Annotated in this window: 23 protein-coding genes; 19 read left to right on the plus strand and 4 right to left on the minus strand. The window is 65.9% G+C overall.

What is annotated here, in order from left to right; translation table 11 throughout:
* Nucleotides 1-4: 4 nt before the first annotated feature.
* The 4 genes from ACTWP6_RS17040 to ACTWP6_RS17055 form a co-directional block, all read right to left on the minus strand.
* Nucleotides 5-130: a hypothetical protein gene (locus ACTWP6_RS17040; RefSeq protein WP_260755526.1), complete on the minus strand. Its 126-nt coding sequence runs from the start codon at nt 128-130 to the stop codon at nt 5-7.
* A gap of 322 nt (nt 131-452) precedes the next feature.
* Nucleotides 453-953: a nitroreductase family deazaflavin-dependent oxidoreductase gene (locus ACTWP6_RS17045; protein ID WP_313901344.1), complete on the minus strand. Its 501-nt coding sequence runs from the start codon at nt 951-953 to the stop codon at nt 453-455.
* A 9-nt stretch (nt 954-962) separates the two neighbouring features.
* Nucleotides 963-1,346: a hypothetical protein gene (locus ACTWP6_RS17050; RefSeq protein WP_260755525.1), complete on the minus strand. Its 384-nt coding sequence runs from the start codon at nt 1,344-1,346 to the stop codon at nt 963-965.
* A 10-nt stretch (nt 1,347-1,356) separates the two neighbouring features.
* Nucleotides 1,357-2,520 (minus strand): steroid 3-ketoacyl-CoA thiolase, encoded by a 1,164-nt coding sequence (locus ACTWP6_RS17055; RefSeq protein ID WP_260755524.1) that lies wholly within the window; start codon nt 2,518-2,520, stop codon nt 1,357-1,359.
* A 121-nt stretch (nt 2,521-2,641) separates the two neighbouring features.
* Between ACTWP6_RS17055 and ACTWP6_RS17060 the strand changes: the two genes are divergently transcribed.
* The 19 genes from ACTWP6_RS17060 (at nt 2,642) to ACTWP6_RS17150 (ending at nt 23,432) form a co-directional block, all read left to right on the plus strand.
* Nucleotides 2,642-3,925, plus strand: coding sequence for a cytochrome P450 (locus tag ACTWP6_RS17060; protein ID WP_260755523.1), 1,284 nt, complete (start codon nt 2,642-2,644; stop codon nt 3,923-3,925).
* A gap of 37 nt (nt 3,926-3,962) precedes the next feature.
* Nucleotides 3,963-4,994 (plus strand): acyl-CoA dehydrogenase family protein, encoded by a 1,032-nt coding sequence (locus ACTWP6_RS17065; protein ID WP_443188314.1) that lies wholly within the window; start codon nt 3,963-3,965, stop codon nt 4,992-4,994.
* Entirely contained in the window at nt 4,995-6,158 is a 1,164-nt protein-coding gene (gene fadE29 / locus ACTWP6_RS17070) for an acyl-CoA dehydrogenase FadE29 (RefSeq protein WP_260755521.1), read from the plus strand.
* Entirely contained in the window at nt 6,155-7,114 is a 960-nt protein-coding gene (locus tag ACTWP6_RS17075) for a bifunctional MaoC family dehydratase N-terminal/OB-fold nucleic acid binding domain-containing protein (protein ID WP_260755520.1), read from the plus strand. Before fadE29 ends, ACTWP6_RS17075 begins: the two co-directional genes overlap by 4 nt.
* Nucleotides 7,111-7,515 carry a MaoC family dehydratase gene (locus ACTWP6_RS17080; protein WP_260755519.1) on the plus strand — a complete coding sequence of 135 codons (405 nt, stop codon included), beginning with the start codon at nt 7,111-7,113 and terminating at the stop codon, nt 7,513-7,515. The genes ACTWP6_RS17075 and ACTWP6_RS17080 overlap by 4 nt, the downstream gene beginning before the upstream one ends.
* The gene (locus ACTWP6_RS17085) at nt 7,512-8,675 is read left to right on the plus strand and encodes a lipid-transfer protein (protein WP_260755518.1); all 1,164 of its coding nucleotides are present in this window, start codon (nt 7,512-7,514) and stop codon (nt 8,673-8,675) included. The genes ACTWP6_RS17080 and ACTWP6_RS17085 overlap by 4 nt, the downstream gene beginning before the upstream one ends.
* Nucleotides 8,676-9,045: 370 nt before the next feature.
* Nucleotides 9,046-9,828 (plus strand): LuxR C-terminal-related transcriptional regulator, encoded by a 783-nt coding sequence (locus ACTWP6_RS17090; RefSeq protein ID WP_260755517.1) that lies wholly within the window; start codon nt 9,046-9,048, stop codon nt 9,826-9,828.
* Between the two features lie 157 nt (nt 9,829-9,985).
* Nucleotides 9,986-11,155, plus strand: coding sequence for a hypothetical protein (locus tag ACTWP6_RS17095; protein WP_443188315.1), 1,170 nt, complete (start codon nt 9,986-9,988; stop codon nt 11,153-11,155).
* 28 nt (nt 11,156-11,183) lie between these two features.
* Complete coding sequence (locus ACTWP6_RS17100) at nt 11,184-11,909, plus strand: LuxR C-terminal-related transcriptional regulator (protein WP_443188337.1); 726 nt, start codon at nt 11,184-11,186, stop codon at nt 11,907-11,909.
* 203 nt (nt 11,910-12,112) lie between these two features.
* Entirely contained in the window at nt 12,113-12,889 is a 777-nt protein-coding gene (locus tag ACTWP6_RS17105; protein ID WP_443188316.1) for a LuxR C-terminal-related transcriptional regulator, read from the plus strand.
* A gap of 208 nt (nt 12,890-13,097) precedes the next feature.
* On the plus strand, nt 13,098-14,882 hold the full coding sequence (glmS, locus tag ACTWP6_RS17110; protein ID WP_443188317.1) for a glutamine--fructose-6-phosphate transaminase (isomerizing): 1,785 nt from the start codon (nt 13,098-13,100) through the stop codon (nt 14,880-14,882).
* A complete protein-coding gene (locus ACTWP6_RS17115) occupies nt 14,879-16,417 on the plus strand; it encodes an AMP-binding protein (protein ID WP_443188318.1) in 1,539 nt (512 codons plus the stop codon). The genes glmS and ACTWP6_RS17115 overlap by 4 nt, the downstream gene beginning before the upstream one ends.
* Nucleotides 16,414-16,635, plus strand: a complete 222-nt coding sequence (locus tag ACTWP6_RS17120; protein WP_260755512.1) for an acyl carrier protein — start codon at nt 16,414-16,416, stop codon at nt 16,633-16,635. Before ACTWP6_RS17115 ends, ACTWP6_RS17120 begins: the two co-directional genes overlap by 4 nt.
* Nucleotides 16,632-18,020, plus strand: a complete 1,389-nt coding sequence (locus ACTWP6_RS17125) for a flavin monoamine oxidase family protein (protein ID WP_443188319.1) — start codon at nt 16,632-16,634, stop codon at nt 18,018-18,020. The genes ACTWP6_RS17120 and ACTWP6_RS17125 overlap by 4 nt, the downstream gene beginning before the upstream one ends.
* On the plus strand, nt 18,017-19,510 hold the full coding sequence (locus tag ACTWP6_RS17130; protein ID WP_443188320.1) for a KamA family radical SAM protein: 1,494 nt from the start codon (nt 18,017-18,019) through the stop codon (nt 19,508-19,510). Before ACTWP6_RS17125 ends, ACTWP6_RS17130 begins: the two co-directional genes overlap by 4 nt.
* Nucleotides 19,511-19,582: 72 nt before the next feature.
* Entirely contained in the window at nt 19,583-20,434 is an 852-nt protein-coding gene (locus tag ACTWP6_RS17135) for a hypothetical protein (RefSeq protein ID WP_260755509.1), read from the plus strand.
* 37 nt (nt 20,435-20,471) lie between these two features.
* Nucleotides 20,472-20,621, plus strand: coding sequence for a hypothetical protein (locus tag ACTWP6_RS17140; RefSeq protein WP_260755508.1), 150 nt, complete (start codon nt 20,472-20,474; stop codon nt 20,619-20,621).
* Nucleotides 20,622-21,037: 416 nt separating this feature from the next.
* Nucleotides 21,038-21,850, plus strand: a complete 813-nt coding sequence (locus tag ACTWP6_RS17145) for an NAD-dependent epimerase/dehydratase family protein (RefSeq protein ID WP_443188321.1) — start codon at nt 21,038-21,040, stop codon at nt 21,848-21,850.
* A 100-nt stretch (nt 21,851-21,950) separates the two neighbouring features.
* Entirely contained in the window at nt 21,951-23,432 is a 1,482-nt protein-coding gene (locus ACTWP6_RS17150; RefSeq protein WP_443188338.1) for a sugar transferase, read from the plus strand.
* Nucleotides 23,433-23,488: the final 56 nt, after the last annotated feature.

Raw genomic sequence — 23,488 nt, forward strand, 5'->3', positions numbered from 1 at the left:
GGGATCAGGCGGCCTCGGCGCCCACAGGATCCGCGGCGCCGCTGTCGATGTCATCGGTGTCGGGCGCAGGGGACTCGGACTCGGCCACGTCAGCCTCGCGGGCGCCGGACTCCTCCGCATCCACATCCACAGACGCCACCGTCGCGGTGTCGTTTCTTCGGCGCATCCGCGTGGGTGACGGTGTCCTCGGTAGCGGTGTTCTTGGTGGGGCGACTGCGGCGACGAATCTCACCGGTGCCAGTACGACCTCGACGACAGCCTGTACGAAGGAGTCGGAGATCACCGCCAGATCGCCGGTCGCGAACGCCTTCCTGATGTTGTGGACGGCAGTCTGCGGGGCGGTGATCAGTTCGCGTACGTTGACGAAGGTCTTGGTCAGAAACGACGGTTCGGGATCGACGGTGATGCCGTGTTGGTCAGCGGATGACTCAGCAGCAGACCGCCCGACAGGACTATTCGGGGTCGCAGATCAGGATCGGGATCTTACGGTCGGTATAGGACCGGTAGTTCGCGAAGTCCGGGTACATCGCGTCGAGCTTCGGCCAGTACTCGTCGCGCTCGGCGTCAGTCGCCTCACGGGCAATCAGTTTGAGCTTCTCGTTCTTGATCTGGAACGTCACCTGCGGATTCGCCTTGACGTTCAGATACCACATGGGATTCGTCGCCCGGCCGCCCTGCGAGGCGACCAGCACGACGCGATCACCCTCGCGCAGGAACAGCAACGGGCTTTCGCGCGGTTCGCCGGACTTGCGGCCGATCGTCGTCAGGATGCCGACCGGGGGAGGCGCGCTGAACCGGTTGGATCCGCCGCGCCACTTGTAGCCGATCCGGCCACCGGTGGCCTTGTACGCCCACGTGTTGAACTTCGACATCCACTTGATGCCGGTGCCGACCGCCTTCGAGTTGAGGTTCTCGACCTGCTTCGGGCTCAGGGGTTTGGGCGCGTCGACCATGACGGGATCCTATCGGGTCAGGAACGGGCGGATCGAGGCGTTGATGTGGTGGATCTGCGCCCGCCCGGACGGGTCGTCGGCCGGGATCAGAAACGTCTCGTCGACGCGGGCGCCAACGCGGCGTCCCGCCAGGGTGGGTTTCGTCGACAGTTCGAAACGGGCCCGAACGGTGTCACCGTCCACAGTGAACTCCGGTGTCGTCACGGCTCGGATCACCCGGTACTGCAGACCCCGATTGAGACTGCGGCGCAGGTGCTTTCCGGAGAAGCCGGTCTTGAGGCCGACCTCGACACGGGTGCAGTCCGGTGCGAACGGCACGTCGTGCGCCCGGTGGCTGGCAAGCGCGTTGATGTAGGCCTGCGCGGCGGCGATGCGGTCCGCGTCGGTGATCACCGGATGGGACCTAGATCCGCTCGATGATGGTGCCGGTGGACAGAGCGCCGCCGGCGCACATGGTGATCAGTGCGGTTCCCTTGCCGGTGCGCTCCAGCTCGTGCAGCGCGGTGGTGATCAGCCGGGCACCGGTGGAGCCCACCGGGTGTCCGAGCGCGATCGCGCCGCCGTTGACGTTCACCTTGTCCATGTCGGCTCCGTGCACCTGCGCCCAGGACAGCACCACCGACGCGAACGCCTCGTTGATCTCGACCAGGTCGATGTCACCGAGCTTCATCCCCGCCTTCTCCAGCACCTTGGCGGTTGACTGGACCGGACCGTCCAGGTGGTAGTAGGTCTCGGCGCCGACATTGGCCTGCGCGACAATCCGCGCACGCGGCTTCAGGCCATGCGCTTTGGCCACATCACTGTCCATCCACAGCACCGCGGCGGCGCCGTCGGAGATCTGCGAGGACGTACCCGCGGTGTGCACGCCGCCGTCGATCACGGGCTTGAGGGAGGACAGCGCCTCGGCGGTGGTGTCGCGCAGACCCTGGTCGCGGGTCACCGGGGCCCACTCGGCGGTCGGCTGCTTGTTCTCGTCCAGCACCGGCGCGGAGATGGGGGAGACCTCGCGGTCGAATCGGCCTTCGGCCCAGGCCTGCTTGGCCTTGGCCTGCGATGCCAGCCCCAGTGCGTCCACGTCGTCGCGGGTGATGCCGCGCCGCTTGGCGATTCGCTCGGCGGCCTCGAACTGGTTGGGCATGTCGATATCCCACGACGACGCGCGGATGATGCTTCGGTCCGGGCCGGCGTTGGCGCCCAGCCCGACGCGGCTCATCGCCTCGATGCCGCACGCGATACCGATGTCGATGGCGCCGCCGGCGATCAGGCCGGCGACGAGGTGGTTGGCCTGCTGGGCGCTGCCGCACTGGCAGTCGATGGTGGTGGCCCCGACGTGCTCGGGCAGTCCGGCGGTCAGCCAGCCGACGCGGGTGATGTTGTTGGACTGCTCGCCGTACTGGGTGACGCAGCCGCCGATGATCTGCTCCACGTCGCCGGCGTCGATGCCGGCCTTCTCGACGAGTGCCTTCTGAACCGCGCCGAGCAACTCGGTGGCGTGCAGGCCGGACAACCATCCGTTGCGCTTGCCGATGGGGCTGCGGGTGGCTTCAACGATGACAGGGTTACCCATTGCGTCAGGCTAGAACACGTTTCATTAGTCTGACAAGCAGCGATGCCGTCGTGCCTTTCATCTGCGGTGGAGGCATGTTTTACTGGCACTAGAACACGTTGCAATTGAGGAGTGCTCCCCTATGCCCGGCCCGAACTCATGTCCGATCAGCCCCGATTTCGACTTCCTCGACGCGACCCTGAACCTTGAGCGGTTGCCGGTTGAGGAACTCGCCGAACTGCGCAAGTCCGAGCCTATCCACTGGGTCGACGTGCCCGGCGGAACGGGTGGATTCGGTGACAAGGGCTACTGGCTCGTCACCAAGCACGCCGACGTCAAGGAGGTGTCCAAGCGCAACGACATCTTCGGCAGCTCCCCAGACGGGGCGATCCCGGTCTGGCCGAAGGACATGACCCGTGACGCGATCGACCTGCAGAAGGCCGTCTTGCTGAACATGGACGCCCCGCAGCACACTCGGCTCCGCAAGATCATCTCGCGTGGGTTCACCCCGCGCGCCGTCGGACGGCTCGAAGAAGAACTGCGCCAGCGCGCGCAGAAGATCGCCGAGACCGCGGCGGCCGAGGGTACCGGCGACTTCGTCGAGCAGGTGTCCTGTGAGCTGCCGCTGCAGGCCATCGCCGAACTGCTCGGCGTCCCGCAGGACGATCGCGACAAGCTCTTCCGCTGGTCCAACGAGATGACCGCCGGCGAGGATCCGGAGTACGCCGACGTCGATCCGGCGATGTCCTCGTTCGAGCTGATCACCTATGCGATGAAGATGGCGGAGGAGCGGGCCACCAACCCGACCGAAGACATCGTCACCAAGCTGATCGAGGCCGACATCGACGGTGAGAAGCTCTCCGACGACGAGTTCGGCTTCTTTGTGGTGATGCTCGCCGTGGCCGGCAACGAGACCACCCGCAACTCGATCACCCACGGCATGATCGCGTTCTCGCAGAACCCCGAGCAGTGGGAGCTGTACAAGAAGGAACGCCCCGAGACCGCCGCCGACGAGATCGTCCGCTGGGCCACCCCGGTGTCGGCCTTCCAGCGCACTGCCCTGCAAGACACCGAGCTCGGTGGCGTGCAGATCAAGAAGGGCGAGCGCGTCGTGATGTCGTACCGCTCGGCCAATTTCGACGACGAGGTCTTCGAGGACCCCGACAAGTTCGACATCCTGCGTAACCCCAATCCGCACGTCGGATTCGGTGGGACGGGTGCGCACTACTGCATCGGCGCGAACCTGGCCAAGATGACCATCAACCTCATCTTCAACGCCGTCGCCGACCACATGCCCGATCTGAAGCCCATCGGTGAGCCCGAGCGGCTGAAGTCCGGCTGGCTCAATGGAATCAAGCACTGGCAGGTGGATTACACCGGCGCCGGCGAGCCGGCAACCGGGCAGAAGTGCCCCGTGCAGCACTGACGCGTCGACAGGTTCATTAGGGCTCAAGGAGGAGTCGGTGGATTTCAGTCCGGACGAGGGGCAGCAGGCTGTCGCCGATGTGGTGACGTCGGTGCTCGAGCGTGACAACACCTGGGAGGCTTTGGTTTCCGGCGGAGTGACGGCGCTGGGCGTGCCGGAGCGACTCGGCGGTGACGGTGTGGGTCTCGCAGAGATCGCAACCGCGCTGACCGAGATCGGCCGGCACGGCACGGTCAGCCCGGCGCTCGTCACACTCGGGGCGACCGCGGTGCTGCTCGACCTGGCCTCGCAAGCCCAGCAGGACCGCTACCTGGCCGGAGTGGGCAAGGGCTCGGTGGTGACGCTGGCGCTCAACGAGCCCGGCGCACAGCTGCCGGACCGGCCCGCCGTCACACTCGCCGCGGGAAAGCTCAACGGCACCAAGGTTGCGGTTGGCTATGCCGCACAGGCGGATTGGGTGGTGGTGACCACCGACGGCGGCGTCGTGGTGGTTCCCGCGGATGCCGGCGGTCTGACAGCGACCAGGACACCGACCTCGAACGGCTCGGACGAGTACGTGCTGACGTTCACCGACGTCGCCGTCGCCGACGACGACGTGCTCGACCGGGCGACCGCCCACCGGGTCAACCAGCTGGCGCTGGCGGCAGTCGGCGCGTTCGCCGCCGGCCTGGTCGCCGGTGCGCTGCGACTGACCGCCGACTACGTCGCCACCCGCGAACAATTCGGCAGGCCGCTGTCGACGTTCCAGACCGTCGCCGCCCAGCTCTCGGAGGTCTACATCGCCTCGCGGACCATCTCTCTGCTGTCCACCTCGGTGATGTGGCGACTGAGCGAAGGTCTCGACGTCGAGGAGGACCTGGCGGTTCTGGGGTTCTGGCTGACCTCCCAGGCTCCGCCGGCGATGCGGCTCTGTCATCACCTGCACGGCGGTATGGGGATGGACATCACCTACCCGATGGACCGCTATTACTCGTCGATCAAAGACCTGACCCGGCTGCTGGGCGGTCCGTCACACCGTCTGGATCTGGTGGGAGCCGGCCTGGGCGACGGAAGCGACAGGACACAATAGATGTACATCGAACTGACGCCGGAACAGCGCAAGCTGCAAGCCGAACTGCGGGAATACTTTTCGACGCTCATCACCCCCGATGAGGCGGCCGCGATGGAGTCCGACCGGCACAACGAGGCCTACCGCGCGGTGATCAAGCGGATGGGCTCGGACGGCAAGCTCGGGGTCGGCTGGCCCAAGGAGTACGGCGGCCTCGGTTTCGGCCCGGTCGAGCAGCAGATCTTCGTCAACGAGGCCAACCGTGCCGATGTGCCGCTACCGATGGTGACACTGCAGACCGTGGGCCCCACGTTGCAGGTGCACGGCACCGAGGAACAGAAGAAGAAATTCCTTCCTGGAATCCTTTCCGGCGACATCCATTTCGCGATCGGCTACTCCGAGCCCGAGGCCGGCACCGACCTTGCATCGCTGCGGACGTCGGCGGTGCGGCACGGAGACGAGTGGATCGTCAACGGGCAGAAGATGTGGACCACCGGTGCCCACGACGCCGACTACATCTGGCTGGCGTGCCGCACCGACCCGGAAGCCGCCAAGCACAAGGGCATCTCGATCCTGATCGTCGACACCAAGGACCCGGGCTACTCGTGGACGCCCATCATCCTGTCCGACGGGGCACACCACACCAACGCGTCGTACTACAACGACGTGCGGGTGCCCGCCGACATGCTCGTCGGTGAGGAGAACGGCGGGTGGAAGCTGATCACCACCCAGCTCAACCACGAGCGGGTGGGGCTCGGCCCCGCCGGGCGGATCGCCGGGATCTACGACCAGGTGCACGCATGGGCGGCCAAACCCGGCTCGGACGGCACGACCCCGCTCGATCACGGCGACGTCAAGCGACTCCTCGGCCAGATCAAGGCGATCTGGCGAGTCAACGAGTTGCTCAACTGGCAGGTCGCAGCATCGGGGGAGACCATCGCGGTCGCGGATGCGGCCGCCACCAAGGTCTTCTCGACCGAACGCATCCAGGAGGTCGGCCGGCTGGCCGAAGAGATCGTCGGCACGTACGGCAATCCCGCGGATCCGGAGACCTCCCGGCTGCTGGACTGGCTGGACAAGATGACCAAGCGCAACCTGGTCATCACATTTGGCGGCGGTGTCAACGAGGTGATGCGCGAGATGATCGCCGCGTCGGGTCTGAGAGTGCCGAGGGTTCCGCGGTGAGTGACCTGCAGGCCGGTATCGAGGAGATCAAGGCGGCCGGTAAGAGCGAACCGCGCAACGGTCGAGATCCTGTGAACCAGCCGATGATTCATCACTGGGTGGATGCCATCGGTGACAAGAACCCGATCTACGTCGACGAGGAAGCCGCGAGGGCAGCAGGGCATCCCGGTATCGTGGCGCCGCCGGCGATGATCCAGGTGTGGACGATGGGCGGGCTCGGTCAGGGCCGCTCCGACGACGATCCGTTGTCGAAGATGATGCAGCTCTTCGACGATGCCGGCTTCGTCGGCGTGGTCGCGACGAATTGCGAGCAGACCTATCACCGGTACGTGCAGCCGGGCGAGGAACTGACCATCCACGCCGACATCACCGATGTGGTGGGCCCCAAGCAGACTGCCCTTGGCGAGGGCTACTTCATCAACCAGCTCATCACCTGGACGGTCGCCGGCGGCGAGCCCGTCGCCGAGATGAACTGGCGCATCATGAAATTCCGGCCTCGCGCCGGGGACAACCCGGCGGTGCCGGACGACCTGGACCCGGACAAACTGATGCGGCCCGCCTCGTCGAAGGACACTCAGTTCTTCTGGGACGGCGTCAACGCCCATGAGCTGCGCATCCAACGCCGCCCTGATGGCACGCTACAGCACCCTCCGGTTCCGGCGGTGTGGAAGGACTACAAGGAACCGACCGAGGAGTCCGATTACGTGGTGGCCGCCGGGACCGGCACCGTGTTCAGCTACGTGGTGCACCACGCACCCCAGGTGCCTGGCCGCAGGCTGCCGTTCGTGATAGCCCTGGTCGAACTCGACGAAGGCGTGCGCATGCTCGGCGAGCTGCGCGACATCGACCCCAGCGAAGTGCAGATCGGAATGCCCGTGCGCGCAACGTTCATCGACTTCCCTGACAGTGACATCAGCCCCGCCTGGACGCTGTACGCGTGGGAGCCGGCCCGATGACCTCACCTGCCCTAGAGGTCGGCGCCACGCTGCCCGAGCTGAAGATCCATGGTGACCCGACGTTCATCGTCTCCACGGCGATCGCCACCCGCGACTACCAGGACGTGCACCACGACCGGGACAAGGCGCAGGCCAAGGGATCCAAGGACATCTTCGTCAATATCCTGACCGACACCGGTCTGGTGCAGCGTTATCTGACCGACTGGGCCGGACCGTCCGCGCGGATCAAGTCGATCGGGCTGCGCCTCGGTGTGCCGTGGTACGCCTACGACACCATCACCTTCACCGGCGAGGTCACCGCCGTAGAGGACGGTGTCGCTACCGTGAAGGTGGTGGGTGCCAACAGCCTCGGCAATCACGTCATCGCCACGGCCACACTATCTATGGGGGCAGAATCATGACCGGCCTCTCCGGCAAGGCTGCGATCGCCGGTATCGGGGCGACCGATTTCTCCAAGAACTCGGGACGCAGCGAGCTACGTCTGGCCGCCGAGGCTGTGCTGGACGCGCTCGACGACGCCGGCTTGTCACCCGCCGACGTCGACGGTCTGGTGACTTTCACGATGGACTCGAACCTGGAGACCGCGGTCGCCCGTTCCACCGGGATCGGCGAGCTGACGTTCTTCAGTCAGATCGGGTACGGCGGTGGCGCCGCCGCAGCCACCGTGCAACAGGCGGCGCTGGCGGTCGCCACCGGCGTCGCCGAGGTGGTGGTCGCCTATCGGGCCTTCAACGAGCGCTCCGAGCACCGGTTCGGTCAGGTGATGACCGGCCTGACTGTCAACGCCGATTCGCGTGGTGTCGAGTACAGCTGGTCGTATCCGCACGGCCTCAGCACACCCGCAGCCTCGGTCGCCATGATCGCCCGGCGGTATATGCACGAATATGGCGCCACCAGTGCCGATTTCGGCGCCGTATCCGTCGCCGACCGCAAGCATGCGGCCAACAACCCGCAGGCGCACTTCTACGGCAAGCCCATCACCATCGAGGACCACCAGAACTCCCGGTGGATCGCTGAGCCGTTGCGGCTTCTGGACTGCTGCCAGGAGACCGACGGCGGTGTCGCCATCGTGGTGACCACCCCGGAGCGGGCCAAGGATCTCAAGCACCGGCCCGCGGTCATCGAGGCGGCCGCCCAGGCCGCGGGCGCCGATCAGTTCACCATGTATTCGTACTACCGCGAGGAGCTGGGGCTGCCAGAAATGGGCTTGGTCGGTCGCCAGCTGTGGGAGCAGAGTGGGTTGTCCCCCGAGGACATCCAGACGGCGATCCTCTACGACCACTTCACGCCGTACACCCTGATCCAGCTCGAGGAGCTGGGTTTTTGCGCCAAGGGTGAGGCCAAGGACTTCATCGCCGGCGGGGCCATCGAGATCGGCGGTCGGCTGCCGATCAACACCCACGGCGGGCAGCTCGGCGAGGCGTACATCCACGGCATGAACGGCATCGCCGAAGGTGTGCGCCAGCTGCGCGGGACGTCGGTGAACCAGGTGCCCGGGGTCGAACACGTATTGGTCACCGCCGGAACCGGGGTGCCCACCTCTGGGCTCATCCTCGGCTGACACCCACAGCAGCAGCTAACTCTTTCCTACCGTTGCATCGGACCTCGGCTCAACCCCGGGTGGTGGGCACGGCCACCGGTTGCCTCGTTCATTGCCGGTCAAACCCGTGCGTAGGACCACGTTGCGCGATCACCTAACAAAGCGGTGGACATAGCGCCACCTCGGACAACTTGATTGATTTGCCTGAGGATCGGCCGGTTGGCTCTTTGACTTCGTGACTACTACACAGGTTCGGCCGAATTTACGCTTGACGGAGATTTCAGCAAACACCCATAATTGTCCATGCCGTCAGCGCAGCGCCGAAGGATTTCCCCGAGGCGGGGTTGTTACGCGGGGTGGGGTCTTACAGGGGCAATGGTGGGGGGATGACATGTCCCGGTACGGCGGCACGTCGACAGCGGAGCGGGGGCATCCGATGGCTTATCTGGGGAACACGATCGATTGCATCGCCAAGCCGCAGGAAACGGACATCGGCGTCGGTGACCGCGGTCGGTCCGGGTGTGCCGCGATCCGGATTCTGATCATCGACGACTGCACTCTCCAGCGGGAGAATCTCGCGTCCGTGCTGCGCGAGGACGGCGCGAGCCCGACCATGGCATGGGATGCGCCCTCCCTGCGCGTGGCGACAGCCGACTCGGCCCCGCAGATCGTCCTGTTGAGTATGACGACGCGCGACAGCCTTGCGATGCTGGCCGCAATACGGCAGGCGGCGCCGTCGATCAAGGTGATCGCCGCCTGCGTCGCGGATGACGACGAGTCCGAGATCATCGCATGCGCCGAGGCCGGGGTCGCCGGATATCACCTTCGGTCACAGTCCCTCGGCGAACTGCTCACCGTGGTCGGCGATGTCGCGGCGGGGGAGTCGTCGTGCTCGCCGAGCATCACCGCCGTGCTGATGCGACGTCTGGCAGCCATCGCCTCCGAACGATCCGGTCCAGCGGAACCGGATCTGACCACCCGCGAGATGGAGATTCTGCGGATGCTCGACATGGGGCTCACCAACCGAGATATCGCGGATGAGCTGTATATCACTCTGCACACCGTCAAGAACCATGTTCACAGCGTGTTGAACAAGCTCGGTGTCCGGTCCCGCGGCGAGGCGGCGGCCCACTTTCGGACACGACCGCGACCGTCCTGCGTCAGCGGGAACTAGGCAAGGTCCAGAGCCGAAAATCGCTCCATCGGTCCATGTACGTTGCGCCACAGCCCGGTTGATAGTTGGTAGAGCAGGGCGGAGCACACGGGCCACCGCGATTCCGTGCCCAAGCTGACGGCAGCTCCTCCCGGCTCGACAGACCAGGAGGGGCGGCATGTCAGACAGAGACGAGGGATCGCTCGACAGCGGCCGGAGATCGACCCGCTCGCTGATCGCGGCGCTTGTCGCGGGTGGACTGGCATTCAGTGCCTCGCTGTATCCCGCTCCCGACGAGGTACCCATCTTCGGCATGCTCGAGCTTCCCGCCCTCGACCGAGCATTCGGCCTTCCGGTCCGCGTCGAATCCATATCCGTCAAGCACGCCGCCGAGCTCAGACAAACCGGCCTGGCCGACCTGCTGCAGGTAGCGCAGATCCTTGCGCAGATGCCCGTTACCGTGCCTGCGAACACGTTCGCGACGCTGGTGGAAACCTACGGGTTGCAGGACGTGCTAGAAGCTGTCGGGATCCAGGCGGATCCCACGGACGTGCTGGACCTTCGGGTCGCCATGTTCGGCGGATTCAGCGGTGGAGGCGGAGGGGGTGGAAACGGAATCGCGCTTTCGCCCAGGATGCTGGCGGAGTGGCTGCTCTATCTGAACGCCTTGCTGCACCGGTTGCCGGTCCAGGTGCTCGACGAACTGTCTCCGGTGTTGGGCCGGATGATGCCGAAGTTCGTCGATCTCGGGGTTTTTCACCGGCTCACTGTGTCACTCGAAGCCGTGGCCGCGATGACGCCGCCCGTGTCAGGGCCGGTCCCGACACCCGCTCGGTCGGTTGCCCCGGTGGCCTCCGACTTGCCGGGGCCGGCCACCCACACGGCGATGGCACCACCGCCTCCTCCACCACCTCCACCGCCTCCTCCACCCCCGCCGCCGCCACCTGCGCCTGCACCGGAGCCCGTTGAGACATACACGCCCCCAACGTATTCAGCGCCTCCGACGCCCACGGAAGCGCCTCCGAGCTACGTGCCGGATCCGGTGCCGACCTCGGCTCCGCCCTCGGGCGGGGGCGATCCGGGCGGGCCGTTCGGCGGCCCGGAACCGGGCGCCGGTTCCGATCCGGACGGGGACTCCGACGAGGTCGACGACGGAGATTCGTCCGGCCAAGAGGGGAATTCGGCCGGCGGTTCATCGTCTGGAAACGAGGGCTCGACGTCCGGCGGGTCGACAAACGGTGACGGCGAGGGCTCCACCACTGGCGGAGACGGTACGTCTACCGGGGGTGGTGACTCCCCCTCATCCGGAGAAGACAACGGTCCATCCGGCGATACGACGAGCGATTGAGGCATGGTGTCCTCCGAGCGTGGCAGACATGACAGGTCCATCGGCCAACGGTGACCGACGGCACGCTGCCCCCGGTAACGTCCTCATCATCGATGACTGCGCGCTCTACCGGGACGCGCTGGCGTCGGCGCTGGAGGCAAACGGGGTGCGTCCGGTCCGCACGGCTTGGGACTTGCCTTCTCTCATCGGGAGTCTCGGAGCGGTTTCGCCACTGGTGATCCTGCTCAATCTCGCCACGATCGGTGTGCAGACGTTCCTCCGGGCCGCCACCAGCCTGAGCCCGAGGGCGCCTGTGATCGCGGTCGGCGCGTCGGGCGACAATGAAGATGTGCTTGTCGCGTGCGCCGAGGCCGGAGTGGCGGCCTACCACATGCGAGCGGATTCGCTGACAGACCTCCTGATCCTGATCAACGCAGTCACGCGGGGCGAGATCGTCTGCCCCGCCGAGGTCTCCGCAGTACTTCTCCGGCGCGCGTCCTCAGTTGCGGGTCGACCGCGCCGGATCGTCAGAAATCCGGGTCTTACGTCGCGGGAGATCCAGATCCTTCGCCTGCTCAGGCTGGGCCGCTCGAACCAGGACATCGCCGACCACCTGTCGATCGCGGTCCATACCGTCAAAAGTCATGTGCACAGCCTGCTGACCAAGCTCGGGGTCAGTTCTCGCGCGGAAGCGGCTGCCCTGTCCCAGGATCTGGATCTGGATCGAGAACCATACGATGGTCCTGGATCCGGGCCTAGTCAAAATTGGTTCTGATGGCCCATATACGGCAGGGGTAGCCTGCGCCGATAGTTGTGGCGTGAACCATGAGTCGGATGTCAAGCGGGTTCCCGACAAGTTTGTGAGCCAAACCCACTGTCACCGTGTCTGTCTCGGTGCGCATCGGCTTCCAGGGTGGCACCGGATCGGGAGCCGACCGCTGACCGAGTCGCGAGAGTTTCGACCGCCGGAGCGGCGACATGGATGATTTCCGTTGCCTTGCCGCGAATTCGACCACTTCGCGGCTGCTCGACCTCGACGCGGGTGTCGCGGTCGGGGGAATCTTCCCGAGTGACCATCAGCGCGCCACCGCCAGGTACGACACCAGAGTGCTGGTCGTCGACGACTGCACCCTCTACCGTGAGTGCCTGGTCGGCGTCTTGAGCGGACGACACAGTGGCGTCACAACCGAGGTGGCCTGGGATCTGGCGTCGCTCCTCACAGAACTCGACGCGACGCCTCCCCAGGTCATCCTGTTGAACATGGCGACTCACGACAGCTCCACGTTGCTGCGGCAGATATTGAAAATCGAACCCGGGGCGCGAGTGGTCGTCATAGGGGTATCCGAGGACGATGAGTCCGTGATCGTCGAATGCGCGGAAGCAGGCGCGGTCGGATACCACATGCGCGATGAATCGCTCGACGACCTTCTCATGCTGATCCGCAGGGTTGCTGCCGGGGAATCATCCTGTCCAGCCAGCGTTTCCGGAATTTTGCTCCGGCGGCTTTCGGCCCTGGCCGCACAGCGCCGCCCACCGTCGAAGGAGGTCGTCTTGACGGCCCGCGAGATCGAGATCCTCCGCATGCTCGAGGCCGGGATGGCGAACCGTGAAATCGCGGAGAGTCTCTGCATCGCCGTGCACACGGTGAAGAACCATGTACACAGTGTGCTGAACAAGCTGGGTGTCACCTCGCGCGAGCAAGCGGCAGCGATCGCGCGCAACGTGTGCACCGTGCAGGGTCTACGACCGAACTAGTCCCCGGTTCAGCCCGGGGCACAGGCGGGAAATCGCTCCCATGGCCCATTTACCAAAGATGTCGCGGGCCAGATAGTTGAAATGTGTTTGCGGGGGATGTTCAACACCTTGTGTCGTCGGTATCAGGTTTTCAGGACGGTCTGTCCGTGAAACGAATGCCGGGATTTCGGGATCCCCCACCAATCGACCGTTCCGAAGGAGTTCGGTGATGTGCGGAATCATTGCGTGCCGGACGCACCGGCCGGCGGTCGAGTACCTGCGGGTGGGCCTGCGGCGGCTCGAGTATCGCGGATACGACTCGGTGGGCGTGGCACTGCAGACCACCGACGGTGAGGTCGTCCGCCTGCGGACGACCGGCCGGATGGACGATCTCGACGGACTGCTCGGAAAGTGGAACGGGCCCCAGTTCAACGGAGCGGGGATCGGGCACACGCGGTGGGCGACACACGGCTCGGTCACACCGGGCAACGCACACCCTCACGCCGACTGCACAGGGCAGATCAGCGTCGTGCACAACGGCATCATCGAGAATGCCGACCAACTCCGCGCCGAACTCACCGGTGCCGGCCATATCTTCGCCACCACGGTGGACAGCGAAGTGCTGTGCCACCTCATCGAGGACGAGAGGTTCGCCGAAGAAGATCTCGTGCAGGCCGTACAGAAAGCGCTCGCCAGGGCCGAGGGATCCTGGGCGCTTGCCGTTCTGGAAGAGCGCACCGGGCGTATCGCCTTCGCGGCCAACGGATCTCCGCTACTGGTGGCCCACACTGATCACGGGGACTTCGCTGCAAGCGACATCGCGGCAGTCGCCGACTGGGCCGACGAGTTCCGGGTCCTCGATGAGGGTGACATCGTCGAACTGGACACCGACCGATGGTGCCGCTCCGGAGTGTTCATATCGCCACCCGCCGCCAACCGGTGCCTGTGGCGCAGCAGCGATGTGGAGTTGCACGACTACGCCGATTACATGGCCAAGGAAATCGACGAACAACCGGGAGCGGCGGCACTCCTGATCGAGGGCCTGGCGCCGGACATCGCGACCGGGGCGCTCTGGGACCGAATGGGCCTTCCGCCGTTCGAACGCCTGCGTGTCGTCGGATGCGGCACTTCCCTCAACGCCGGCAACGTGATCGGCAATCTCGTACGTTCGGTCGGCGCTCTGCCGGTGGCCGCCACCATCGCCAGCGAGGCCGCGGCGGACGTCGCCGACGCCGACCAGCTGACCATGGCCATCAGCCAGTCCGGGGAGACCGCCGACGTGCTGCGCGCGATGGAGTCCCGCGCGCTGCGCGACTCACGCATCCTCGCGCTCACCAATAGCACCCACTCGACGCTGTCGCGGCTGGCGGATGCGGTCGTCGACTGTTCGGCGGGTCCGGAAATCGGGGTGGCCGCCACCAAGACCTTCGTGTGCCAGGTCATTTCGGGGGCGGCCGTGATGATCTCGGCGATGGTGGCCATGGACCGGCTGCCGGCCGATACGGCTGCCAGGATCGTCGACGATCTTCGGCGCGTGCCGGACCAGCTCGCTGCCGCCGCTGCCGGTGCCCGTCGCCTGATACCGCCGATCGTGGAAGACCTCGTGTCAGCCCCCGGGTTCATCTTCATCGCTCGGGGGTCGGGTGTGCCGTACGCCGCCGAGGGTGCGTTGAAGCTGAAGGAGCTCACCTACCGGTGGGCCGAGCACTGCCCGGCCGGCGAGCTCAAGCACGGTCCGCTGGCTCTGGTCGGACCCGGCACCCCCGTCGTCGTCGTGGACAACGGTGACGCGAAACTGGCCTGCAACATCGCCGAGGTGGCGGCCCGTGGCGGCCGCGTCATCACGATCGGCGGCGCCGGCAGCTCGGTGCCGGTCCTCGGCGAGCTCGGTGCACCCTGGGGCCCGATCGCGGCGACCATACCGCTGCAGGTGCTGGCCCGGACCCTCGCGGTGGCGTTGGGACGAGACGTCGACAAACCGCGGAACCTGGCCAAGTCGGTGACAGTCGAATGAGGCGCCACGGCACACCCCTGGCCGGCGTCGCCGGCGCGCGTGAGTCCGAGCCGGCCGACGTGGTCGCCGACTTCACCGCCACGGCCCGTCGCTGGCCGGACCGGGCTGCCGTCGTCCACAACGGCGTCACCACCGACTACCGCGACTTCGCCAAGGCGGTGCGGATCACCGCATCCCGTTGTGACGTCGGGCATCTGGGAGACGCCAAGAGCCCGTCAGGGTTGATTGGCGTACTTGTCTCGCACCATCCGTCCGCAGCCCAGCACCTGCTCGGGATCCTGCAGGCCGACGCGACCTACTGCCCGGTCGACGCCGCTTCCCCGGCAGGCCGCCGGAAGATCATCGCCACCGTACTGGGAGTGGATCGGCTGGTCGCCGCCGAGCAGAGCTCGTATGACGGGCCGCAGGTCGAACTGCTACCGGTGCCGCGGTGGCGTGGCACCGATGCCGCATACGTGCTGTGCACCTCCGGCTCCACCGGCACGCCCAAGCCGGTGGCCGTGTCTCGCAAGGCGCTGACGGTCACGGTGCGTGCGCTGAAGAATCTGTTCGCTCTCACGCCGGACGACCGTGTTCTCCAGTTCTCGTCCCTCGGATGGGACACCTGCCTCGAAGAGATGCTGCCCGCGCTGACCGCCGGGGCCGCAGTCGTCTTCGACGACCGCGCGCACACGGGATCGTTTCCGACGTTCTTGCGCATGCTCGCCGAGCAGGAGATCACCGTGCTCGACCTGCCCACGGCGTTCTGGCACGAGCTCGTGCTCTTTCTCAACGACGGGAATGCGGGATTGCCGGACTGTGTGCGGCTGGTGGTCATCGGTGGTGAGCGGGTCGACCCGACCCGGCTACGGCAATGGCGTGACCTCGACACCGGGCACATCGGGCTACTGAACACCTACGGGTGCACCGAGACCACGATGATCACCCATGCGGTGCAGCTGAGCGGTCGCGGCGCCGAACCGCGCCTCGCCGCAGGGGACGCCGAGGCGCCTATCGGCCGACCGCTACCACATGTGCGCGACCACGTCACCGATGACGGTGAGCTGCTGATCTCAGGACCCGGCCTGGCGACCGGATACCTCGGGGCAGCGGACCTGACGGCCGACGCGTTCCGCGTCGCCGATCACGGTGACGGACCGCAGCGATGGTTCCACACCGGCGATGTCGTCGTCCGCGGGGAGAACGGCCTGCTCTACTCGCGAGGCCGCGCCGATCAGCAGGTCAAGGTACGCGGCGTGCGCGTGCACCCCGCTGAGGTGGAGATGCAACTGACCTCTCACCCGGCGGTCAGCCGAGCGGTGGTGGTCGGAGAACGGTTACTGGGCGGAACGGCACTGACGGCTTACGTGGTGGCGACCCGCGAGGTCACCGGCGGGGATCTCAAGCGATACCTCGGTGAGCGTCTGCCTTCACAGTTCGTGCCGAGCCGGGTCCGGTTCGTGGAAGAGCTGGTGTACACGGCCAGCGGAAAGGTCGACCGCGCTGCGACGCAGCGTGCCGTAGTGGACAGCAACAACAAAGGAGCACGCCGATGAGCGCCGAACACATCGCCGGAATCTTCCGTCGGGTCTTGAACATCCCCGAGGTGGACGAACACTCGGACTTCTTCGAGCTCGGCGGCGATTCTCTGTTGGCGACCAGGGTGCTCAGTGCGATCGCGCGGGACTTCGGGATCGAGTTGACCTACGACGACATGGTCGACTATCCCACGCCGGAGGGGCTTTTCGATCTCACCGCGGCCGTGACGTCGTGAGTGCCGGAGGTATGCGCGTCGTCGTCATCGGCGCCGGGCTGGCCGGACTCACCGCCGCAGTCGAGTTGGCAGCCGACGGGGCGGAGGTCCTCGTGCTGGAAGCGCGCGACCGCGTGGGCGGCCGGATGCACGGGGTGTCGGTCGCAGACGGCGCCGTCGGCGACGGAGGTGCCGCCTACCTCGGGGTCCGGCACACCGAACTGCTCAGACTGATCGACCGGCACGGCCTGAAGCTCGCGTCCACGGCGATGGCGGGGGAGAGCACCTTCCTGATCGGTGACCAACGCTCCACCTCGCCGGGGCGGGTGCCCCCGCTGAACGCGATCGCGCTGGGTGATCTCTTCGACCGGCTCGAGGATCTCGTCGAGCGGGTACACCCCGATGCGCCCTGGCTGACACCCGGTGCGCAACAGCTGGACCGGATCTCAGCAGCGCGCTGGCTGGCCGATGAGGACATACGTGCGGACGCGCACACGTTCTTCCCGTTGTTCCTCGGGGAGATGATGGCCGCCGACCCGGCGGCGATCTCGGCGCTGCACATGGCCTTTTACCTCCGATCCGGCGGCGGTATCAGGTATCTCAACGCGTTCGAGGGTGGCGCCCAGCAGTGGCGGATCGACGGCGGCTCACATCTGCTGTGTGAGGCACTCGCAGCGCAGCTCGGCGACCGGGTGCACCTGCAGCAGCCGGTGCACGCGATCGAACAGGACGACGACGGTGTGCTGGTGCGCTGCGTGTCGGACTCCGACGGTGCGCGCTCGACCCATCGGGCCGACCGGGTGGTCGTGGCCCTCCCGCCGCTGCTCGCGCAGCGGATCGACTTCCGGCCGGGTCTGCCGGCGCCACGGGCGTCGGAGGTCACCGGTCGCGGTTGTGCGATCAAGGTGCAACTGGGGTTTCCCGCGCCGGTGTGGCGGGACCGCGGACTGTCCGGCTGGTCGGTGAGCACCGGCGGGCCGCTGCTTTCCACCGTCGACGATTCGCCACCGGACGAATCAGCCGGAGTTCTCACGGGTTTCGTCACCGGTGAGGCGGCAACGGCGTTCTCGCGACTGTCGTCTTCGGACAAGTTGACCGCGGCGCTGGCCCATACCCGCAGGCTTTTCCCTGACCTGCCGGCGCCCGCGCGGTGCACCGTCACCGACTGGCTGGCCGAGAAGTACAGCAGGGGCTGTTACGCCGCGCTCTTCGGCCCGGGCGACTGGCTGCGGCTGGGGCCGACGCTGACCCACCCCCACGGCCGTATCCACTGGGCGGGCACGGAGACCAGCCTGGAGTTCTTCGGGTTGATGGAAGGCGCGATCAGGTCGGGGCAACGTGTTGCGGCCGAGTTGACGGACATCGCCGCTGCGGCGACCGATTCAGGAAAGGCTCTGGTGCGATGACCACACTCGTCGAACCCGAGGACAGCGGATTCACCGCGGTGGCGGAGCAACCGTATTCCTATGTGCGAAGGCTGTTGGCCGAGCCGGACTGGCGCCGCTACCCGGGCTGGTCCACCGTCACCGACACCGAGTGGCAGGACCCGCAGTGGCAACGCGCACACTCGATCAAGAACATCGGGCAACTGCGGGCGGTTCTTGGCAATCTGCTCGACGAGCGGTTCTACGCCGACCTCGCGGCCGACCAGCAGCAGCGGTCCACGATGTCGATGCTGTTGCCTCCGCAGATGCTCAACACCATGACCCCCGAACGCAATCCGGCAGACCGGGGATTCACCGAGGCGTTCTACGCCGACCCGATACGGCGGTACATGCTCCCGGTCCTCAGCGACCGGCACTCGGAATGGTGCTCGCATCCGTACGCCGAGCGGGATTCCCTGCACGAGAGCGACATGTGGGTCGTCGAGGGTTTGACACATCGTTATCCCACCAAGGTGCTGGCCGAGCTGCTGTCGACCTGCCCGCAGTACTGCGGGCACTGCACGCGGATGGACCTGATCGGGAACTCCACAGCGACGGTCACCAAGACTCGGCTCACGCTGCAACCGGCTGACCGGCAAGATCGCATGCTGGACTACCTTCGATCCACCCCGACGGTGCGTGATGTGGTGGTGTCGGGCGGCGACGTCGGCAACGTGCCCTGGCCTCGCCTGGAATCTTTTGTGACGCAGCTACTTCAGATTGACACGATCCGCGACATCCGGCTGGCGACCAAGGCGCTGGCCGCGCTGCCACAACACTGGATGCAGCTCAAGGTGGTTGACGGAGTCCATCGCGTGGCACGCCTTGCCGCAGCCCGCGGGGTCAACCTGGCGATGCACACACACATCAACCACGTGCAGTCGGTGACTCCGCTCGTCGCGGCCGCCACCCGCGGACTGCTCGACGCGGGGCTGCGCGACGTCCGCAACCAGGGAGTGTTGATGCGCGGCGTCAACGCCACCACCTCGGACCTGCTGGATCTGTGTTTCGCGCTGCAGGGGGAGGCGAACATACTGCCCTATTACTTCTACATGTGCGACATGATCCCGAACGCCGAACACTGGCGGACCTCGCTCGCGCAGGCCCAGCGATTGCAGCTGGCGATCATGGGGTACCTACCTGGCTTCGCGACACCACGGGTGGTCTGCGACGTGCCCTACGTCGGGAAGCGGTGGGTGCACCAAGTGGTCCGGTACGACCGGAACCTCGGGATCTCCTACTGGAGCAAGAATTATCGCACTGGACTGGAGGCCAGCGACCCGGACGCACTCAGCCGGGTGTACCCGTACTTCGATCCGATCGACACTCTACCGGCGCTCGGGCAGGCGTGGTGGCGTAAGAACGGGGAACACCCCTGGGAAGCAGCGCTACTCGCGAAAGGCGAGCAGGACGACCCGATTCCGGACGGCCCGGTACACCTCGCGCCGGTGGCCACATCCGGAGACAGTTAGGGCAGGGCAGGCGGGACCGGAATGGGTACTGCGGACAGCAGAGTGCATCGCCGCGGGCGCAACCGCCGTGACATGACGCCCGTCGCGATCACCGATGAGGACCTGCCCGAGGTGGCGGACTTCCTGAGGGACAATCACGATGGCAACATTCGGTGGATGCAGGCGTGCGCGAGTGCGCAGTGGCAGGTGGACCGGCCCAATCACGGCTTCATGCTCAAGGACGGGCAGCGTGTCGTCGGTGCGGTGTTGGCGCTCTACTCCGAGCGGGTCCGGGAGGGCCGTGTCGAGAGGTTCTGCAATATCGGCACCTGGTGTGTGCTGGCCGAATACCGTTCCGCGAGCATGTCCCTGGTCAACGCGATCCTGGCACAGGACAGCTACCACTTCACCGTGCTGACGCCCAACCGCGGCTCGCAGGAGATCCTGGCATGGATGAAGTTCTCCTTCCTGGACACCGCCGCCGCACTGATCCCTAACGTGCCGTGGCCGAGCGTGCCGCGGCGAACCAGAGTGATTACCGACCACCGCGATATCGAGAACACGCTTGTCGGTGCCGAGCTGCAGCTCTACCGCGACCATGCGCGAGCGCTCGCAGCACGACACGTGGTGCTGGTGCACGGCGACGAAACCGGTTACGTGATGTACCGGGAGTTCCGCCACGGGTCCGGCCTGGGTTACGCGATGATTCTGTACGTCAGTGATACCGCACTGTTTCATCGCGCGCTTGTGCCGCTGACCCGTCATCTGCTGATGCGTCGCGGACTGGTTGCGACGTTGATCGAGCGGCGCGTCATCGGCGGCGAGCCGGGGCTGCCGTTGATGTCGTTCCGACTTCGGGACAGACCCAAGATGTACCGCGGTGCCGGCCTGGAGCCGCACCAGATCGACTACCTCTACAGCGAGCTCGCGTGCGTGCCCTGGTGACAGGGCGTGAGTCAAGGTGACGGAAGGGCAAACAGTGATGACGCAGGCATTGGCGATCGCAATGGTATTCGTCGTCTCCGCGGCCGCGGGCATCCTGCTCGCCCTGCTGGCCGTCAACGTGGCGCTTCTGCTCCGACTTCGCTCGCGGATACCCCAGGACCCCCCGGTGGATCCTGCATCGGGGTAACCAAGGCGCCCCGTGTTGCTCCGACGAACACGGTGTATTTGCCGGCCGATGCGCTGAAGTCGGACCTGGAGCCGCCGGTCCGGTATGAGCCGACGCCCGGATGTAGTTCTGAGGCTCTGCCGCCAGGGTTCTCGCAGTGCTGCCAAGCGCGACTGGTGACAGTCGGCCGTGCCGCTCTCTGCCGCGGGAAAAGTTGTCGGACAACAGTTCAGGAGATCCGGTCGGCCCAGGAACTAGTTCGCGGATCCACTCGAAAGATCGATCCGACGGTCCATGTACTGCGGACGGGTGCGAACCGATAGTTGAAGGGTGCTTGAAGAGTTAGCTGTCGTGAGCGGCGCTGAATGGCTGCGTATGTCGGTCGACAACGGTCACCGCGACCGTCCGCAGATCGGAGCCGAGAGGGACACGCGGCCATGCGCACTGTAGTCACCGGCGCTGCGGGGTTCGTCGGCTCCACCCTGGTTGATCACCTTGTGTCCCAGGGGCATCAGGTCGTGGGCATTGACAATCTCAGGACAGGCAGTGTGGCCAACCTCGAGAACGCCATCCGTTGCGGCGAGGGTCACGACGGCCGCTTCAAGCTCATCAAACTCGACGTCCAGGCGCCGGAATTGATCGGTATCGTCGCCGGTGTCAACCCGGAAGTGATCTTCCACCTCGCTGCTCAGAGCGATCCGCAGGCCGCCGTCGGGGACCCGCAGTTCGACGCACGAAGCAATATTCTGGGCACGATCAACCTGTGTGAAGCGGTGCGGCGGACAGACGTTCGCAGAATCGTGTACGCAGGCACGTCGGACGCACACGGCGATCTCGGCTCGCCGCACACTGTGGCCAAGCTGGCTGGTGAGATGTACCTCCGCGCCTATGCGGCTAGGTATGGCATCAGTTCGATATGCCTTGCGTTCGGAGACATTTACGGGCCCAGGCAGAACTCCCATAGCCCGGTGCACGTCATCGGCACCCCGGGCGGTACGGCAATGACGTGGCCCCCGGTCAGTGCGCGAGACGATGGCCGGCAGGTCCGCGAGCTCATCTATGTCGACGACGCCGTACACGCGCTGATTCATGCCGGCTGCGCGACAGACATCGCCCCAGGGACATACGGCGTCGGCACCGTTGAGAAAACGATGTCCCTTCCGGGATGGACGCCGCGGGTCGATCTAGCTGAGGGAATCGCGCGGACGCTCGAATCGCTGCACAGCCCGTCAGACGAGATTGCGGGTTGAGATGGCACACCCAGAGGTCGTCAGTCGTGGCCGGACCCGCCGCGCGCTCGCGTCGGCGCTGCGCACTCGAGAATCACTGGTGCGCGAGCCTGTGGCGCAGATGGTCGAATCTGGTCAGCCAACCGCGCTCGACGGCCTGCCCGGTGCGGTGGTCGAGCGCCTTCGCTGGCAACGACAATATGCGGCGCGGCTGACAGTCAGCGACAGCATCGTCGTCATCGCAGCCGTGGTGCTCGCACAGTACGTACGGTTCGGCACCACACTGACCTCGCCGGCGTACGAAACCCTCTATGTGACAGTGTCATCAGTGCTCATCGCTTTGCTGTGGTTGACGGCGCTGGCTGTGTTCCATACGAGGTCCGCGACCATCATCGGTGCTGGGATCGAAGAATACCGGCGTGTGGCCGCGGCGTCGTTCACCACGTTCGGTGCGCTCGCGATCGCCGAACTACTAGTCAAATTAGAGATCTCGCGTGGATATCTCGCCGTCGCTCTACCCGCCGGGACGATCGGCCTGCTACTGAGCAGATGGCTCAGCCGCAGACACGTGGCCGCCCGGCGCGCCGAGGGCAGATATCAGACCGCGGTACTGGCGATCGGAGACCACTCTGCCGCGGCGCATCTGGCGGCCGAACTGACGACCGACCCGACGGACGGGTATCACGTCGTGGGCGTGTGCATCCCGGGTCTGGGTGCGCCCCAGGGCGAACACCTCACGGTGGCCGGCCGGCAGGTGCCGATCGTGGGTGGGGAGAACCATGCGCTGCAGGCGATCCGCACCTACGGTGCGGACACCGTCGCGCTCGCCGGTACCGGGCACCTCGGGGTGCACAGGTTGCGCAGACTCATCTGGGATCTCGAACCGATGGGCGTCGATCTGATGGTCTCCCCGGGTGTGGTCGATGTGGCGTTGTCGCGTCTGGTGATGCGTCCGATCTCGGGGCTGCCGCTGGTGCAGGTCGAGAAGCCGCAGTATCGCGGCGCGAAGCGATTCCAGAAGCGTGCCTTCGATTTCTGTTTCGCGTTGGTCGCCCTGACAGTGACGTCGCCCATCCTGATCCTCGCGGCGATCATCATCAAGATCACCAGTAAGGGCACTATCTTCTACTGCTCGGAGCGGATCGGCATCGACGGCAGACCGTTCTCGATGCTCAAGCTCCGCACGATGGTCCAGGACGCCGACCAGCAGTTCGAGAGCCTGATGGCCAAGAACGAGAGTGACGGACTGCTGTTCAAGATCCGGGATGATCCACGTATCACTCCGGTGGGCCGACTGTTACGGCGTTTCAGCATCGACGAGTTACCCCAGTTCTTCAACGTGCTGCGGCAGGAGATGAGCGTTGTCGGGCCCCGTCCCCCCTTGCGCCGGGAAGTCGAGGCCTACGACGGCGACGTGCTGCGCCGGCTTCTGGTCAAGCCTGGGATTACCGGACTGTGGCAGGTCAACGGTCGCTCGGACCTCTCGTGGGACAAGTCGGTCCGGCTCGATCTGTCTTACGTCGACAACTGGTCGATGGTCGGCGATGTCGTGATCATCGCCAAAACGTTGCGTGCGGTCCTGATGAGAAAAGGCGCCTACTGAGGGGACACAGTGCCTGTTGCACTGCTAGGGCGAAAGCCAAAGGTATTGAGGGATAT

The sequence above is a fragment of the Mycobacterium sp. 4D054 genome (assembly GCF_052245755.1).
GTDB lineage: Bacteria > Actinomycetota > Actinomycetes > Mycobacteriales > Mycobacteriaceae > Mycobacterium.

What these genes read in the sequence shown, in the direction of transcription:
- ACTWP6_RS17045 (WP_313901344.1), bottom strand. Translation starts at nt 953, where the DNA reads ATGGTCGACGCGCCCAAACCCCTGAGCCCGAAGCAGGTCGAGAACCTC.
- ACTWP6_RS17055 (WP_260755524.1), bottom strand. Translation starts at nt 2,520, where the DNA reads ATGGGTAACCCTGTCATCGTTGAAGCCACCCGCAGCCCCATCGGCAAG.
- ACTWP6_RS17060 (WP_260755523.1), top strand. Translation starts at nt 2,642, where the DNA reads ATGCCCGGCCCGAACTCATGTCCGATCAGCCCCGATTTCGACTTCCTC.
- fadE29 (WP_260755521.1), top strand. Translation starts at nt 4,995, where the DNA reads ATGTACATCGAACTGACGCCGGAACAGCGCAAGCTGCAAGCCGAACTG.
- ACTWP6_RS17080 (WP_260755519.1), top strand. Translation starts at nt 7,111, where the DNA reads ATGACCTCACCTGCCCTAGAGGTCGGCGCCACGCTGCCCGAGCTGAAG.
- ACTWP6_RS17085 (WP_260755518.1), top strand. Translation starts at nt 7,512, where the DNA reads ATGACCGGCCTCTCCGGCAAGGCTGCGATCGCCGGTATCGGGGCGACC.
- ACTWP6_RS17090 (WP_260755517.1), top strand. Translation starts at nt 9,046, where the DNA reads ATGTCCCGGTACGGCGGCACGTCGACAGCGGAGCGGGGGCATCCGATG.
- ACTWP6_RS17095 (WP_443188315.1), top strand. Translation starts at nt 9,986, where the DNA reads ATGTCAGACAGAGACGAGGGATCGCTCGACAGCGGCCGGAGATCGACC.
- ACTWP6_RS17100 (WP_443188337.1), top strand. Translation starts at nt 11,184, where the DNA reads ATGACAGGTCCATCGGCCAACGGTGACCGACGGCACGCTGCCCCCGGT.
- ACTWP6_RS17105 (WP_443188316.1), top strand. Translation starts at nt 12,113, where the DNA reads ATGGATGATTTCCGTTGCCTTGCCGCGAATTCGACCACTTCGCGGCTG.
- glmS (WP_443188317.1), top strand. Translation starts at nt 13,098, where the DNA reads ATGTGCGGAATCATTGCGTGCCGGACGCACCGGCCGGCGGTCGAGTAC.
- ACTWP6_RS17115 (WP_443188318.1), top strand. Translation starts at nt 14,879, where the DNA reads ATGAGGCGCCACGGCACACCCCTGGCCGGCGTCGCCGGCGCGCGTGAG.
- ACTWP6_RS17120 (WP_260755512.1), top strand. Translation starts at nt 16,414, where the DNA reads ATGAGCGCCGAACACATCGCCGGAATCTTCCGTCGGGTCTTGAACATC.
- ACTWP6_RS17130 (WP_443188320.1), top strand. Translation starts at nt 18,017, where the DNA reads ATGACCACACTCGTCGAACCCGAGGACAGCGGATTCACCGCGGTGGCG.
- ACTWP6_RS17135 (WP_260755509.1), top strand. Translation starts at nt 19,583, where the DNA reads ATGACGCCCGTCGCGATCACCGATGAGGACCTGCCCGAGGTGGCGGAC.
- ACTWP6_RS17140 (WP_260755508.1), top strand. Translation starts at nt 20,472, where the DNA reads ATGACGCAGGCATTGGCGATCGCAATGGTATTCGTCGTCTCCGCGGCC.
- ACTWP6_RS17145 (WP_443188321.1), top strand. Translation starts at nt 21,038, where the DNA reads ATGCGCACTGTAGTCACCGGCGCTGCGGGGTTCGTCGGCTCCACCCTG.
- ACTWP6_RS17150 (WP_443188338.1), top strand. Translation starts at nt 21,951, where the DNA reads ATGGTCGAATCTGGTCAGCCAACCGCGCTCGACGGCCTGCCCGGTGCG.